The 16,685-nt window shown below is 45.5% G+C and carries 12 protein-coding genes and 1 tRNA gene; 8 read left to right on the top strand and 5 right to left on the bottom strand.

All coding sequences use genetic code 11. The features are described 5' to 3' along the window. Positions 1-198: 198 nt before the first annotated feature. The 6 genes from AB7U36_RS06455 (at position 199) to AB7U36_RS06430 (ending at position 5,743) form a co-directional block, all read left to right on the top strand. Positions 199-708, top strand: a complete 510-nt coding sequence (locus AB7U36_RS06455; protein ID WP_428158974.1) for an efflux RND transporter permease subunit — start codon at positions 199-201, stop codon at positions 706-708. Then, a complete protein-coding gene (locus tag AB7U36_RS06450) occupies positions 668-1,438 on the top strand; it encodes an efflux RND transporter permease subunit (RefSeq protein ID WP_428158973.1) in 771 nt (256 codons plus the stop codon). Before AB7U36_RS06455 ends, AB7U36_RS06450 begins: the two co-directional genes overlap by 41 nt. Before the next feature lie 25 nt (positions 1,439-1,463). Beyond that, on the top strand, positions 1,464-2,363 hold the full coding sequence (locus AB7U36_RS06445) for an efflux RND transporter permease subunit (RefSeq protein WP_428158972.1): 900 nt from the start codon (positions 1,464-1,466) through the stop codon (positions 2,361-2,363). Between the two features lie 73 nt (positions 2,364-2,436). After that, a complete protein-coding gene (locus AB7U36_RS06440) occupies positions 2,437-3,762 on the top strand; it encodes an ABC transporter substrate binding protein (protein ID WP_428158971.1) in 1,326 nt (441 codons plus the stop codon). Positions 3,763-3,902: 140 nt separating this feature from the next. Then, complete coding sequence (locus AB7U36_RS06435; RefSeq protein WP_428158970.1) at positions 3,903-4,769, top strand: putative molybdenum carrier protein; 867 nt, start codon at positions 3,903-3,905, stop codon at positions 4,767-4,769. After that, positions 4,766-5,743: a rhomboid family intramembrane serine protease gene (locus tag AB7U36_RS06430; protein ID WP_428158969.1), complete on the top strand. Its 978-nt coding sequence runs from the start codon at positions 4,766-4,768 to the stop codon at positions 5,741-5,743. The genes AB7U36_RS06435 and AB7U36_RS06430 overlap by 4 nt, the downstream gene beginning before the upstream one ends. A 202-nt stretch (positions 5,744-5,945) precedes the next feature. On the opposite strand, the gene AB7U36_RS06425 is transcribed toward AB7U36_RS06430, so the two are convergent. The 3 genes from AB7U36_RS06425 to AB7U36_RS06415 all read right to left on the bottom strand — a co-directional run bounded on the left by AB7U36_RS06425 (position 5,946) and on the right by AB7U36_RS06415 (position 11,862). Further along, entirely contained in the window at positions 5,946-6,380 is a 435-nt protein-coding gene (locus AB7U36_RS06425) for a hypothetical protein (protein WP_428158968.1), read from the bottom strand. A 143-nt stretch (positions 6,381-6,523) separates the two neighbouring features. Then, positions 6,524-8,620 carry a methyl-accepting chemotaxis protein gene (locus tag AB7U36_RS06420; RefSeq protein WP_428158967.1) on the bottom strand — a complete coding sequence of 699 codons (2,097 nt, stop codon included), beginning with the start codon at positions 8,618-8,620 and terminating at the stop codon, positions 6,524-6,526. A 218-nt stretch (positions 8,621-8,838) separates the two neighbouring features. Then, positions 8,839-11,862, bottom strand: coding sequence for a hypothetical protein (locus AB7U36_RS06415; protein ID WP_428158966.1), 3,024 nt, complete (start codon positions 11,860-11,862; stop codon positions 8,839-8,841). A gap of 240 nt (positions 11,863-12,102) precedes the next feature. Between AB7U36_RS06415 and AB7U36_RS06410 the strand changes: the two genes are divergently transcribed. Both AB7U36_RS06410 and AB7U36_RS06405 read left to right on the top strand, forming a co-directional pair. Next, positions 12,103-14,547 carry an ATP-binding protein gene (locus tag AB7U36_RS06410; protein ID WP_428158965.1) on the top strand — a complete coding sequence of 815 codons (2,445 nt, stop codon included), beginning with the start codon at positions 12,103-12,105 and terminating at the stop codon, positions 14,545-14,547. A gap of 130 nt (positions 14,548-14,677) precedes the next feature. Beyond that, positions 14,678-14,764, top strand: a tRNA-Leu gene (locus tag AB7U36_RS06405). A 22-nt stretch (positions 14,765-14,786) separates the two neighbouring features. On the opposite strand, the gene AB7U36_RS06400 is transcribed toward AB7U36_RS06405, so the two are convergent. Further along, a complete protein-coding gene (locus AB7U36_RS06400; RefSeq protein WP_428158964.1) occupies positions 14,787-15,872 on the bottom strand; it encodes a tyrosine-type recombinase/integrase in 1,086 nt (361 codons plus the stop codon). Between the two features lie 408 nt (positions 15,873-16,280). Next, on the bottom strand, positions 16,281-16,469 hold the full coding sequence (locus AB7U36_RS06395) for a hypothetical protein (protein WP_428158963.1): 189 nt from the start codon (positions 16,467-16,469) through the stop codon (positions 16,281-16,283). Positions 16,470-16,685 lie beyond the last annotated feature (216 nt).

The following is a 16,685-nucleotide window of genomic DNA, read 5'->3' as shown; positions in this document are numbered from 1 at the left end:
GAATGCAGGAAGAATGATTATGTTACGCTCATATTATAAAGCAGGGCGTTGGAACTGCCTGAAACAGATGGCAAATACGCACAATCCAGTGCCAGCGGCATGACCGGGAAAATGGGAATACGCCCGACATCACTATTCTGCCGGGAATGACGGCAACAGTTACCGCACCCCCTGGATATTCCCGAAAAACGGGAATTGTTGACGGTTTCCGATGTTAAGAAGATTGTTTTTTTTGGCGAACAGACCGAAGCGGTTTATGTCGAGATGTCCAGGGAAAAAATGGCTGCCCTCGGGATCACCCGGGAAGAAATTTTCGATGCCTTGCGTGCCAAAAACCTGCCTGTGGATGCGGGAAAAATTCGAATCGGCATTGAATATATCCCGGTCAACCCGACAGGAACGTTCAACTCGGAAAAAAATTTTAACGAACTTTTTATCGCCAGCCGGAAAGGCAGGCTTGTTTATTTAAAGGATGTTGCTAAGGTTTGCCGTGAATACGCGGACCCGCCCCAGACAATTTTAAGGTTCAACGGTCGTCCGGCCATAGGTATTGCCATTTCCACCGCTTCAGGCGGGAATGCCGTGGTCATGGGGAGTGCGGTCAAGGCCCGTATTGAAGAACTGATGCAACAAATTCCTGTACGACATTGCCCTGCAACGCATATCTTTGGGTGCGCTTATCATTGCACTGGGCATGCTGGTGGATAATGCCATTGTGGTGGTGGACGGCATGAAGGTGCGCATGGAACAGGGAATGGAGGGATTAGAGGCGGCAAAACTGGTTGTGGCCCAGAATGCCGTTCCCCTGCTTGGCGCCACAGCCGTGAGTGTTTTATCCTTTGCCGCCCTTGGCACCATGCAGAACCTTACCGGTGAGTTTACAGCCTCCCTCTACTATGTAATTCTCATTTTCCTTGCATTAAGCTGGCTTGCTGCGGTGACCACTGCACCGCTTTTAACCAGGCAGTTTGTTATGGGAAAACGGCTTAACCACCGGGATGAAGACGGGAAATCCACGGAAATGAAAGATCCGTACGGCGGCAAGGTTTTCCAGGCCTATCGCAGACTGCTTGTGGCGGCCATGCGGTTTCGCTGGATCACCATCTCGTTTGCGCTGGGATTGTTCTTTCTTTCAATTTACGGTTTCCGGTATGTGGATAACATATTTTTTCCACCCTCCACACGTTCCCAGTTTTTTATTGAGTGCCAGTTCCGCGAGGGCATCCACATCCGCGAAACCGAAAAAGGGGTGGCACGCATAGAACAATATCTGCGGGGTATTTACGGTGTCACGGATATTGCCTCGGCTATAGGTTCGGCCCACTCCAGGTTTATGCTTACCTATAATGTGCCCATGGATATTGGTCCGCACTATTGCAGTGTGCTTGTCGGGGTGAAGGATTATGCCGTGATCAAACAGATTCTGAACCGGGTATAGAACGATCTTGAACAGATGCTGCCCGATGCGAGCGTCAACGCAAGGCGGCTCAACATCGGCCCGGGTAATGGCGGCAAGATTCAGCTTCGAATCAGCGGCCCTGATCCCGATTGTCGCCCGGGCACCAGCCAAAGAACGCGGCACTATGGAGGATATGCGGGATATCCAGATATTCAGCCCCACGGCCGGCAAAAGCATTCCCCTGGCCCAGGTGGTAGACGGCTTTGCCACAGAATTTGAAAACGCCCGCATTTCCAGACGCCAGCGCCGCAGTATGATTACCCTGCACTGCGATCCCCGCACAGAACTGCCCTCCGTTCTCTTCCACCGGATCAAGCCAAAGGTGGAGCAGTCCCTTGATGTTGACTATACATCATATCTTGGAAAAAAATCTGGTACCATTACGGCAGATACCATCCCAGTGCTTTACGATGACATGATTCCGTTAAAGGGAATGCCGGGATATTTTCTGGCCTGGGGCGGGGATGCTGAGGACAGTTCCGATGCCGGCAATCAACTTGGAAGCGGCATCCCCCTGTTCTTCGGGGTCATGGTGCTGGTTGTGATCGGCCTGCTTTTGTTTAATCAGCCCTTCGGGTTTATGGCCATGCTGGGTTATATGAGCCTTTCAGGCATGTTGATCAAGAATGCCATTGTCCTCATTGATCAGATCGATATAGAAATTAAAAGCGGCAAAACGCGTTTTCAGGCTGTGGTTGATTCCGGGGTAATGAGAATGCGGCCGGTCATGCTGGCATCTTTGACGACCATGATGGGAATGATTCAGCTGTTCACGGATGATTTTTATGCATCCATGGCCGTCACCATTGTGTTTGGACTGGGATTTGCCACTGTTCTGACGCTGGTTGTCGTACCAACACTGTATACTACGTTCTTTGGGATTAAATACAAGCCGAGCAATTAAGGAAAAAATCAATTACACAGGGAAATTAATTATGCTGTCCCGATATGAAATAATCTACAGGAAGGTAGTCCTGATGCTTGTTTGGGTTGCCCTGATCTTCGTTCCTGTTGCCCATGCAAAAAGCATTCAGATAGGCATCCTGTACGATGGTGATTCCGCGCAGTCCGCAAGACTGAAATCAATATTTGTCAAAGAACTTCAAAGCATAACCAATGATAGGTTCAAGTTGAGCTTTCCGGCCGGTTCATCGCTCAGCGGCGGCTGGAATACAGAACAGATCAACCAAGCCTTTGACCGGTTGATGGCTTCAGACAAGGTGGATATGATTCTGGTTCTGGGTAATGTCTCGTCATACGAGGTGTGCAAACGGAGCAATTTCACTAAGCCAATTTTCGCTGCCAATGCGGTTATCCCAAAATTGAAGGTTATTTCGTCAGACAGCGGGAAAAGTGGCATCTACAATCTGAACTACCTCAATGCAATGAGAAATCCGGACAGGAAGTTTCAGCTTTTGTTCAAAATGGCTCCTGTTAAACAGATTGCTGTTATTGTTGATGGCTTTACCATGGCGTCCATTCCGGAATTGAATGAATTGATCCATTCAATAGCTAAAGCTCATAATCTGGATGCTGAGATCGTGACAGTAAACGAATCTGCCAGGGAAGCGGCTGCAAAAATATCCGGAAATACCGATGCCGTCCTGATAGGCTCCCTGCCCCGGCTCACCGATGATGAATTCCAAAAACTGGCAAAAAATCTGATTGCCCGGAAGCTGCCCAGCTACTCATGTCAAGGACCGTATGATGTTGAAATGGGAATTATGATAAGCACTGTTCCCAAAAATCACCAAGTCTGCCTGGCCCGAACTGTTGCAGCCAACATTTTGGAGGTACTGAACGGTGCTGACCCAGGGCAGATGCCAACCGTCTTTACATCGGAAGAAAAAGTCACAATCAACATGGCAACGGTCCGGGCCATTGGTATTGCACCCTATTGGGATCTTCTCACCGGGGCGGAACTGATCAGCGATGGAACCGGTAATGTGGAACGCAGGCTCAATATCACTATGGTCATGGAAGAGGCGCTGGCAGCGAACCCGGATCTTGCCGCCGGGAATCAATCTGTGGAAGCTGGAATTGCCAAAGTGAAGGAAGCACGGTCATCGCTATTGCCCCAAATAGACGTAAATACCAGGACAGCCCTTGTGGACGGAGACCGGGCACTTGCCTACTCCGGCATGCTGCCTGAACGCCGCTGGACGGTGGCTGGAAAATTCGCAAAGGCCGGGAGTTCATTCCCGAAAAAACAAAAGAGGGGATGCGGTATCGAACAAACTGTGGGGAGCTTCTGGACATCGGAAATGTTCCGGAATGACCACCACGGGAGAGCCGGATTCTAACCCGGGTACGCCTACAATAAAGTATGAAAATGGTACAATGCCGCATAAATTTTTAGAATCAGGCAAATCCAATTTCGAATAGGGATATTGCAGACGGTATTCAGAAGGCGATTTTCACCATTGTAAAGCATAAAGACTGATTGACGCGGTTTGGGTTTAATTATATTAAGGATGCCATGGGGCTTTTGAATAAAATTGTGTCAGGCGGACAAACAGGAGCAGATCGTGCTGCTTTGGATTTCGCCATAAAATTCAATGTTCCCCATGGCGGATGGATTACCAAAGGCCGGAGAACGGAATCCGGGCCATTGCCCGATTTTTACAATTTAAAGGAGATGGATACCAGGGATTATCCTGCCCGGACCCGGCAAAACATACTTGATTCCGACGGCACGGTGATCATTGCCAGGGGGCCTTTAACAGGCGGCTCATACCTGACCTATGCGTTTGCACGGAAAACAGGCAAATGGGTCTGCAGAATAAATCTGCTGGAACAGGATATTTTTGAGGCGGCATTGATCCTTCACGCCTTCATCCTGGACCAAGGGATCCTTGTACTTAATGTCGCAGGCCCAAGGGCCGGCCATGACCCTGATATCTATTACGACGTTAAATCCATTCTGACAGCCGTACTGTATCTGGATTTCCTTGAGATGGAAGAAGATTTATGGCATGCTGATCAGATGATTGATGCAGGTTTCGATTTTCCGAAATCATTTATTAGCATAAAACAGGCCGTAGAGGCCCTTGAACAAAGCCTGACGCTTAGGGGAAAGACCCTGATCGCCAGAAGTCAAGCGCATCAGATGGCTGGCATCTATTTTACCCTTCTTGAATATGTGCGGTTATCTCTTAAACTGGATAAAAAAAATTCAAACCTGTTCAAGTTTCTTTCCAAAGGAAGGACTCTTAAAGAATACACGCCTGAAGATGCGGTTATGGAACTTTTAAAAAAACTTAAAACCAGATTGTCCAAAAAATTTCAGTTCCGGGTGGTGTCTTCATGATCCCATTAAGAGATGAACAGGAAACAGAAGCCTCGCCGGTGGCAACCTATACCATTATTTTTATCACCAGTCTGGTTTTTGTCTGGCAGATGATTACGGGAATAGATGATCAGGCAGTTGCTTACACATTCGGCTTTGTCCCTGCAAAATACACCATGGCGCAGATGGCGGCTTATTTTTCCCGGCTGAATAAACTGTCATCACCTTTTACCTATATGTTTCTGCACGGCGGTTTCTGGCATTTGATCGGAAATATGTGGTTTCTGTTTATTTTCGGTGACAATATTGAACAGGAGTTGGGGCCGTTTCGGTTCACCGTTTTTTATCTGGTTTGTGGACTCCTTGCCGCGGTTTTCCATTTTCTGCTCAACCATTCATCTGCTGTACCAACCATTGGTGCAAGCGGTGCCATTGCAGGGGTTATGGGAGCCTATTTTCTTCTTCATCCGGGAAATAAAATCCTCACTCTGATCCCTGTGCTTATTTTTCCTTTGTTCGTCAGGATCCCTGCGTTTATTTTTCTGGGGATCTGGTTTTTTCTTCAATTCATTAACGCCACAGGGCAGGGTGGCGGTGCCGGCATTGCCTGGTGGGCCCACATTGGCGGTTTTCTTTCGGGCATGGCCCTTATTGGCATGAACACCAAACTGCCCAAGACCGGGTTCAGGGAAAGAATTGACAGATACACCCGCAAAAAACGCAGTCCAAGGCTTCAGGTCATCACCCCCGGGGAAGGCCCGGCAGGCGGATCTGACCTTTACGGCACCATTGCACTGACGTCCCTTGAAGCACTCACAGGGACTAAAAAACTTGTCACCATCCCCTGGGGGTTCAGAAAATCCGTTTACCGGGTGGTGGTGCCTGCGGGTATCCGGCATGGGTCCATGCTGCGGCTTAAGGGGATGGGGAAATTCTTACCAGATATGCCCCCAGGCGATCTTTTGCTGCGTGTAAACATTAAAAATGCCATTTAAAACAGAACGTATCCATCCAGCTTATTCAGAAAAGAAGGGCAACCAGCCTGTTTTCAAACGGAATAACCGGTCACTATTACCAGAACGAGGCCGGGTTAAGAAATAAGGATAAAAAACAAAAAGAACAGACCGCTTTCCGGATACGATTGCGATTCCGGAAAAGCGGCCTGTATTAATTTAAATAAACTGCCAGGCAGGTTAATCAGTACCCGTTGCCACCCTCCATCAGGGCAGTTAATTCTTTTTGAATACAAAAATAGATATCATCGTCGCTGCCGTAGATATCAATGACATCTTTGTGGTTGATCAATGTTTCAACCACAAATGCCGTCAGGTAAAGGCTGGCAATATTCGGGTTTGAAACCAGGGCTCTGAACGGGGCTACTGCATAGTCAATATCAAAATCCTCGGCCCGGCACAGAGTATCTAAGCAACGCACAATCTGGTTTTCCACACTGGATTTGCTCACGGTTTCAATGAGCCCGGTCTCAATGAGTTTCATGGAAACTTTGTTACTGAATGAATCAATGTTCTCCCGGATAGTGCTGATGGTTTTAATTCTTTCCCGCTCCTTGGAAGACTCAATCTTGGAAAGAAGCTTGGATTCCCTGTTCCCGGTGTAAAACATTTTTGCCATTGATTTATCCTTAAAATAAATAAGCCATTATTATGAAAAAAAGATTATATGACAATTTAGTTGTTATTTTCAAGCATAATTCAGGCCTTGGCAAAAAAACATACTGGTTTGTATAAATTCCTGATCTTGTTCATAAACCGAGATCAAATCTTGAACCGGTTTATCATCTCCTCTAATTCCCCTGCCAGGTTTGACAATTCCCCTGCATTTGTCATGACCTGCTGACTGCCTGTTTTCATTTCATCTGTTGCCTTGCTCACATCACTAATGTCTTTGGTCACTTCGCCGGCCACACCGGATACCTGGTTCACACTCTCATTGACGCTGTCAAGTCCCTGGGCCGCATGGCTGACATTATTTGCAATTTCCTGGGTAGTGGCGGACTGTTCTTCAATAGCCACCGCCACAGAACTGACAATCGAGTTAATTTCATTAATGATTTCAACAATGGCTTTTATGGCGCCCACCGAGTCACCCGTAGTGGCCTGAACCCCTGAAATCTTGGAACTGATTTCCTCTGTTGCCTGGGCTGTCTGCTGTGCCAATGCTTTGATCTCCCCTGCGACTACGGCAAAGCCTTTACCGGCTTCCCCAGCCCTTGCCGCTTCAATGGTGGCATTTAATGCCAGAAGATTGGTCTGTTCTGAGATTTCTGCAATGGTATCCGAGACTTTGCTGATCTCCAGAGCCGCAGCACCAAGCGCATCAACTTTGTGCAGAACTGTTTTTGCTTTTTCCACGGCACGGGAGGTGGTCTCATTTCCGGTGGAGGTATTATTGGACAGCTCCTGAATCGTTGCTGTCATCTCTTCAGTTGCAGATACAATCATCTGAATGTTTGCAGTCATTTCTTCTGTGGATATTGCCACATGGGTTATCTTTTCATTCATTTCCCGGGCAGCCGATGTGACCTTGGTTGATTTCCCGGCAGTGGTTTCAGCATTTGACGAAATTTGTCCGGAAATGGCTGACAGTTCAGCCGAGGCCGTGGTAAGCGTTTGGGTGCCTGTCATAATGTCATTGAACATCTGCCGCAGATGTGAAGACATCATATTCAATGCCTGGGCAAGTATGCCGATTTCATCTTTCTGATCAATATCAAGGGTCTGTGTCAAATCACCATCAGACATTTTTCTGGCCATGTCCACGCCTTTTTTGATGGGGATGGTGATTGATCGGGCCATGAACATAGCAAGCAAAACAATCAAAAAAATTGAAATCAGCACTATAATTCCAATATGTATTTTTATAGACTGAATGGAACTGAATGCCTCTGCTTCGTCGATTTCAACTAAAAGCCCCCAGAGGGTTTCACCCGCCTTGATCGGAGTATAGGCAGACAAAACCGGTTTCCCGTTATAGTCGATTATACTTTTTTTCCCGGTTTCCCCTGAAAGGACACTACCAGATGCCTGGGTATCAACTTTGCCCTTTTCAGGGTTGGCAAAAGAGGCGGCAACCGTGTGATTGTCCGGATCAAGATATGAATCTGAGCGCATGAGTTTATCCTGCCCCACCAGATAAGATTCGCCGGTGGTACCCATACCGCTGCGTTCTGTCATTATTTTGTTGATGGCATCAATGGAGAGCTGAAAAGCAAGAATGCTTATAGTTTTACCGTTTTCTTTGATGGGGGCTGCCAGGAACTGGGCCGGTGCATTGGCAGAAGGCGCATATGGACGCATGTCGGAGATGGTGATTCTACCGTTTTGGGCTGCCTGCCATACATCCCGCAAGGACGAATCAATCCCTTGTGCGCGCTGGCCGAAATCAGCCTCTTTGGTGACGGTAAAATAGGTGTCTCCATGTACGGGATCAAGCAGGAAGACATCATAATAACCATATTGTTCCATATAGTGTTTGAAAATTTCAAAATAGATATCGTGAACCTGTTTATATGAATCCGGCGCATCATACACCCCGCCGGTTTTTCCAACAAAACGGTTTGACTGTACCCCGCCTGCTGAACTAAAGGCCTGGCCCATGGCTTTGGCCGCACTTTTTGTAAATGGATTGTTTGCAAGCACCTTGATATCGCCGATCCTCTCCTGGAAAAAGTCCTCAATCTGGCACTTCTTTATTTCCCTGACAGCTTCCAATTGATTGAAAGCCGAACGTTCCAATGCTTTGGTCGACAGATGAATGGAAATCATGCCCAGAATTCCCAACGGAATAATACCCACAGCCAAAAACGAACAAATCAGCTTGACACCTATTTTAATATCCTTAACTCTCTTCATTTATCCATTCCCCATTGGGTAATATAAAACATACAAATTTGTATATTTTATATAATTTTATTTATAAAATAGTATTATTATGCGGGCTTTTATTACACAAAAAGAATGCAAATCAAAAGTTATTTTTTGATTTGCATTCTTTTTTGCCATTTATTTATAGCTGGGCGGGATCTGTGCGCAAAAAAAATAGAACCCTAACCCCTTGTCAAAAAAAATGGTTATGAATATGGCCTCTCGTCGGATTTTTCGCCCAGAATGGAGGTCTTTACCTTTTCAATGTTGTTAAGGTAAGAGGGGTATAAAGTTAGATAAAAGGAGAGGGGCCGAGAAAAGTTTCTACCCAGAATCCCGTCCACAAACAATCTGCTGATATGATGCTCATGACGCAGCATGTTCTGGGCCTGGAAAAATATTGTCTTTTCTTCCGGCGTCATTTCTGAAACCACATGGATTAATGAGGATTGGGCCCGGGGCAGGTACATCCAGAAATAAAACAAATCCAGGGCATTGATGATGATAAGTGTTGCCAAATCCCGGACTTCCGAGTTCTTGTTATCTAAAAGCATGTTTGAATTTTCTAAGATAGTCAGTTCTTCTGTTTCAGGAAACAGCATAATCAGTTTGGAATAAATATCAAAAAGCTCTGATATTTTTTTACGGATATTTTGTTTTCGAAGACGTGTATAAACAGACCGGTCAGCCGCAGCTTCAATGAATCCGGCTACAATATCAGATGCACCTTTTGAAATGATGGCTGCCCACTTCTGAAGAACCCCGTTAACATTTGGAACATTGAAAAAGCATAGGACAGCGCCTATGCCTGCACTGATCACAACCGCAACAGGAATGGAAAGAATGCTTCTGAAAAAATTGCCGGTAACAGCCCCTTTGGGCAGCCCTCTGAAGAAATTATGGGTGGAAAGATAGATACCGTTGGCAAGGCCCATGACGGTATAAAGCGTCACAGGACCGTTATTCATGTTAATGCCCAAGGTGTTGTCCAAAAGAAGGGTTTTAACCAGGTAATCAAGAAGGGGGACTGAAAAACCCGTGAATAAAAGGGAATCCGCAAGCCTGTCCCAACTGACATAATCATTCCATTTTAATAGCGAGGCCCTTTTAATACCGCCTCCGCCGAGCACCGACTGTATCACATTTCTTATGCCGGTTATTCCAAACCAGACCACCGCCCCACAATAGGCTAGAAGCCACCAGTCTTTGGTCAGCATGAAACAAAGCTGGGCAGGAATAAATCCCAGAATAATTTTTAAAAAATTTTTCAACTTTGTATCAAGGTATTTCCAGTATCTTTTTGTTTCGCTTTTTTCATAAGAATCAATTGTGATGTCGGGTTGATGCATTCCCACACTTGTTTTGCCAAGGGTCACAATATTGCCGTTTGATATATTGTCCAATGAAAAAGGGCCTGCTATCCACTCTCTTTTTTTGGTGGACAGCAAGGTCCGTATGCCCGGAATCCAGGCCAATAAACCGGATTGGGATTCAGGTCGGGATATCGTGGTGCACAAGGAAGTCCTAACATTGACAGGTAAAATTATCCTTCCGTCTGTTTTGTTTTTAACTTTTCGTGAGACCCTGAAGGGCAGGGTGTCTAGAACGGCAAATCCCATTCCATAGGCCTGGCCGCGTTTTCCGGTTGAATCTGACCCGATTCTCAGCCTGATGGGCCGGGCATCAAACATATGTTTGAACTCATCAATATCATAGAGTATTTCAGACAGCGCTTTGAGCCTGTTTTCCTGCTGGTCGGTCACATGTTGTTTCACATCGGCAATAATTTTTGAAATTACCCGTTTTAACTTCAGAATACTGCCCTGGTTCACGGCTTTCTGAAGTTCATTGACAAGGGACATGGTCTCATTGTCCGCCGGGTTGTATTTTTTCATATTGATCATTTCAATTCTGGAGATCCGTCCACTGCTTTTATATAAAAGCTCAAGCACATCTTCAGGCCGAAGCCTGTCAAGGTTCAGGGTGATGCGAAAATCATCAAGCAGATTATCAATCTGATCCAGAAGTGAACAAAAAGAAACACAAAGCCTTTGGGGTGCGGTCTGTGTTTTTTCTTTAACATAATCACGAAGCCCGCTGAAGAAATGGTCTGCATCAAGATATTTACTGAGAAGGTCTTTGACCGTAACATGATTTAAAATTTTTGTCAGACGGACAATCTCTTCTTTATTTTCCTGAGCGTTATCCTTCTCTTTCAACGCAGAAATCTGTGTCTGAATAGCCTGGATAATTTCTGAGTAAATGAATTCACCAAGGTATTGGAGGCTTGGCTGCCCTGGAACGACAAACGTCTGGAATTCTTCAGCCTTAACAGGCATCATGGTTATACCAAGATCCCGGCACAGTTCAATACGCCAGGACTGGTTGAATCTGTCCAGCAGAAGATGAAGATAATCATTCTGGAAATTGACCAGGGCTCTTCCTTCCTGCATGAACTTTACAACCGGATCAGACGCCAGGAACCATAAAAATGATTCCAGATTAAGCAGTCCCCTGGACACCCAGATAAATGAGATATACCTGTCCCGGTGCAGAGACCAGAACTCAATGCCAATTCTCAGATCAATCTCCAGGATTCTTGCTGCTTCAATAAGCTCAATTGCACATCTGGGTTCTATATAATGATAATAAATCACTCTAAGCCTTCGAATGCCTTTGATCCAGGCATCCATGATCAGATGGGTGGGGCTTTTTCTGCCCGAGGTATTTGCATCGTGGACATGATCATCAAAGGTGATCTGATTCCATTCTTCGGGCATTTCAAGCAGATGATACTGATCAAGCAGGCGCCTGATAATTTTAGGCTTGCCAAATGCAGCCATCCTGAAATCATGGGCAAGTCTGAGCTGCTGGATAGAATTTCCCTTGGCCCGGACCAGATCTTTCATAATCTGCAGCAGCACCCGGGACGTATTTTTGGGCATGGGGCCGCCAACGGTATCCACAAGATCGTCCTTTAGCCCGGATAAGGCCTGAAGACGGCTTGTGATATTACCGCTTTCAATGGATTCCATGAGATTGACAATTGAATATGCTGTGCGAAGCCCCCTGGATTCTGCAAGCTCCTTGATTCCCAGGGGATGAAAAAAAGGATAGAGCAGCTTGCCTGTGTATCCCAGGGTTTTGGGTTCGTTATACACCGAGTTTACAATTTCAATGAGTTTGTAATCCCTCCGGTCAAAAAATATGGAATCAATGGCCTGCTGCATCAGAAAATCCGCCTTTATGTAAATCCAATAATTGTCAAAATCGGGCCTTTTGTTAGATTTGTGTTAGCATTCTAATATTTTTTTTAAATCAATGCCATATTTTTTCATCCGGTTCCAAACAAGGGATATTGAATGTTGTTGGACTATGGCATGAAGACATGATATTTTCAGCCCAATTTAAATTTTTTAAATTAAGACTGCTGATTTACCATGGTTTTAAAACCTGTGAGATGACCTATCATGACCAGACATAACAGCCTGAAAAATAAACTGATAATCGGAGGCATTGTTGCGGTTATGATTCCTTTTATCATCACCGGCACCATTATCTGTATTCAGCTGTCAGGCAGTCTGATAGAGATGGCGAAAGAAAAATCCCTTCACCTGTCAAACGACATTGTCTGGGTTATTGATACTTTTCTTGACACCAACCTTCGTATTGTCACGTCCATTGCCGCGGATAGGAATATAATTTATGCTTCAAAAACAGGCGATTACAAAATTGCCGTGCGTGAACTCAATGCAATATATAAAAGCATCCAACTGGATCAGACCACTATATTTCTGACAGATAAAAACGGAATCGTTAACGCTGACTTACGTTTCCCTCATCAGCAGGGCCTGGACTTATCGGGCCGGGATTATTTTATTAAAGCCCAAAATGGTGTGGCCAATGTGTCTGATCCGATTTTCGCCAAAGGAAATAGTGATTATAAAACCATTATTGTGTTTTGTGCACCCATTTTTGAGGATAAGACTTTCCTGGGCGTTTGCGGTCTGATTTTTACAACGGAATATCTTGCTGACATTATATCAAAAACAGCGATTGGAGAGGCGGGGTATGCCTATCTGCTCAACAAAGAAGGGCTGGTTCTGGTACATCCTGACCCTGATGTTGTCTTAAAACAAAACCTGTTCGAACTTCCTGCCACCCATGTGATCAAAGAGATCGTTAACAGCGGTCAGCCTGGAGTGGCATTTTATACCTTTGAGGGCCTGGAAAAAATTGCAGTTATCAACCAGGTGAAGCGCACCGGATGGACAGCAGCCTACACCCAGAACAGAGATGAAGTTATGGCGCCGGTGAACAGGCTTTTGAATTATATCTTCATCAGCGGGATTATTTTTGTGGTCATCACCATTATTATTATCATTTTTATTTCAGGTAGGATCAGCTCACCCATTCAGCAGATGATGGACACCGTCAGCCAGGTTACCCAATACTCCACAGAAGTTATTGTACAGATCGGACTTAACAAAAAAATTTTTTTTGCAAATCCCGCTTTTGAAAAAATTACCGGCATTAAAGTTGAGGATGCCATCGGCACTGTCCCCTCGCTTGCAAATAATGCCCGGATACCATCCCAGGCCATATGGAAGGAGCTTGAAGCGGGCAATGCATGGTCAGGCCACCTCGAATTCAAGGCAAAAGTTTCGAAAAATATTATCACCCTTGATGTTATGATTATCCCTGTACGAGATGGGCATGGCCGTATTCAGGGGTATCTGGAAATCGGCCGGGACGTTACCGACGAGCTGAGGTTTGAAAAAAGGATGAACCAGGCCCAGAAATTGGAGGCCATTGGCACACTGGCCGGTGGAATTGCCCACGATTTTAATAATATCCTAAGCATCATTTTGGGATATGCCGAGTTGTCGCTGCTTGCCAGTGGCATTGATCCCAATATTGAAAAAAATATACGTAAGATTATTCTTGCCTCGGAAAGAGCCCGAGAACTTGTTACCCAGATATTGAGTTTCAGCCGCCAGGGGGAAGTTGAACTGGTGTCTGTCAAGCTGGGCACAATTATCAAGGAAACATTGAAACTGCTTCGTGCCTCCACACCCTCTTTCATCACAATAGATTCATCCATTGTCAGCACCTCCTGCGTGTTTGCAGAACCTACACAGATTCATCGGGTGGTCATGAATCTGTTTACCAATGCGGTTCATGCCATCGGGGAAAATCCGGGCACCATTACGCTGACACTGCTGGATTTCATGGTGGACCGGGAATTTACAAAAACCCACCCCGGAATACACGAGGGCAAGCATCTTCTCCTTCGTATCACAGATACAGGGTGCGGTATGTCCTTGGAAACCATTGAACATATTTTTGATCCGTTTTTTACCACAAAGCCCAAGAAGAAAGGGACCGGGCTTGGGCTGTCTGTTGTTCACGGCATTGTAAAAAAAATGAACGGTATCATCACAGTTTACAGCCACCCTGGAGAAGGAACCATATTCAATGTGGTTCTTCCCGCCATTAAGGATGACGCACCTGGTTTCAGAGAAATCACCCCTTCCATAAAGCACGGAACAGAACGGATTGCCCTGATAGATGACGAAATTAATATTGCGGCTGCCATACAGTCCATTCTCATCAACTTAGGTTACCGCGTGACAGCGTTTACAGACAGTCTGCAGGCATTGTCTGCAATTCAATCCAGTCCAGATGAATTTGATCTCATTATCACGGATTATACCATGCCCGGCCTGACAGGCTTGGACGTGGTCAAAAAGCTTAGATCTGCCGGCATTCTTATCCCCGTCATATTGACGTCCGGCTTTTTAGGGAAAAATATAGAAGAATCGGCAAAAGAGGCAGGCATATCACAATTATTATATAAACCAGCCAATACATATCAGCTTGCAAATTCCATCCGTAAAGCATTGGAGAATTAAAGCCTATTGCAAAATTCAGTGCCCGGACTTCAGAAAGAAAAAACATACAGAATGATGAAGTGTCAAGGAAGAACTGTGAATTTAGGCTTGCAAATCCATGCGCAATAATATACTTTTCACCTGATTAAATGCCTGGGTGGCGGAACTGGTAGACGCAAGGGACTTAAAATCCCTCGCCCGCAAGGGTGTACGAGTTCAATTCTCGTCCCAGGTACCAAGAATATCAAGGCTTTCGGCGCTTAACTGGAAGCCTTTTTATTTTGGATTTTGGTCACTGTGCCCGAAATTGTGCCCAACTGATTTTTCAGATATTTTTCCTGTTTTCTGGCAGCTACCATCAGATCATCTTCGCTGACAATATTATAACGCTCAAAAACGGCTCTGGTTTTATGACCTGAAATCATCATGGCGACCCTTTCCGGGATGCCTGATCTGACCATATTTCTTACAGCGGTCCTTCGAAGATCATGGAAAATTCTTCCAGGAACACCTGCGGCTTTACATGCAGTTTTCCAGGACTTCCGAAAATCTTTTATCGGACCAGTCCCTGGTCTATTTGGAAAAACGTTTGGGATGATCTTATTTCCCCCCTTTTGGAGTTGTCGTTGGGTATTAAAAATCCCCATGAGTTCATCATCCAGATAAATAGTGCGGCCTTCCTTGTTTTTCGTTGTGCCTATTTCCAGGCACACTACCCTTTTCTCCAAATCTACATTCGACCATTTCAGCCCGGTGATTTCAGACACTCTCCAGCCGGATTTATATCCAAAAGTTACAAAACCTTTAAGATATTCGGGCAGGCAGGATTTAAGTGCCAGAAACTCATCATGCTCAAAGAATCCCGTTCGGACATTGTTTTCTTCCAGCATTGATATATGCGGAACCCTGTCAACAATCGGTGGTGTCTGCTGTGCTCCCAGATTCAACATGCATTTTAGGGCTGACAATTCCCGATTGACCGTTGCGTTAGATGCACCTTCATCAAGACGGTATTCAATGAATTTGTTGATTCTCGGGGTTGTAATCTGCGGAACACTAATCCGTTCAAAAACTTTTTTCAGGTGATTGACGCTTCTTTCAGCTTTTACAACCGATTTTTTCTGGTTGATCCGATAATCCCGCAAAAACGCATCGGCCAAATCTTCAAATAGGACCTTTTCAAACTGCACCCCAGAGACTTTGCCCTGGGCAATTTCACCCTCCCTTCTGCTCAAAAGTTTTTTGGCTACCATCTTTTTAGTGCTGTCGGAACTTTCCCGATAACACTTCCCTTGCCTGTAGTACTTAATCCAGTAAACATTTCCGCGCAGATAAACGCTTCCCATATATACCTCCATCGTGCCTTGACGGGCGCAAGATGAGGACAAACATGATCATAGCAGGCTTTGCCCTGAAAATCATGGTTTGCACCTGGTAAAAAAAAGCCCCCTTCCATACGAAGCTGTATTTAGGGGGGCCTCAACCCTAATTTTTACATTTGTTGCTTTGAATAAAATTTTCGATGTCTTGATAATCAATGAACATCTTTCTTCGAACTTGGACATAAGGTAGTTGTCCATCCCATATTTGATTTCGCCAAAACCATTCGGTTGCCCCGATCATGGAGACAAGCTCTTTGATCGAGTAGAGTCTTTTCCTGGGCACACTTTGGGCACAGTGGTCTGAAGATACTTGTCAATCCTCCATTTCGAGACGGAGCGGGGATAGACAATCCCCCGCTCCTTTGGTTAAAGTTAGGCGCTTTTTCTTTCTTGGCGGTATTTTGGCAGAATTTCTTCGGCAGCCTCCGCCATCCCCTCGGACATAATTACTGTTGCTTTGGGCTCTTCTGGCTGATTTGCCTCAACCTCTTTAAGCACCCGTTCGGAATACTTCTTGACGGATTCATGCTTCGGGTCTTCAGCAACCCCCAACTTTTTCATGATAGTGGCCTTGTAACGGAGGTCCCGTTCAAAACCGACAGCATCCCGCTTTAATTCTCTGGCAATTTTAACGGTAGTGCCACTTCCCAGGCGGGCGCATTCCCATTTTCCCGGTTTTAAAAAAGCCTATCTTTTAGTGCAAAAAGCATGATATTTTTTGCTAAACTGAAACAATCAAAAAAATGGACTGTGCTGATGAAAAAAGCGGAAGATTGC

The sequence above is a fragment of the Desulfobacter sp. genome (assembly GCF_050177295.1).
The sequence above is the reverse complement of the archived record's forward strand: the minus strand, read 5'-3'. Positions and strand labels throughout refer to the sequence as shown.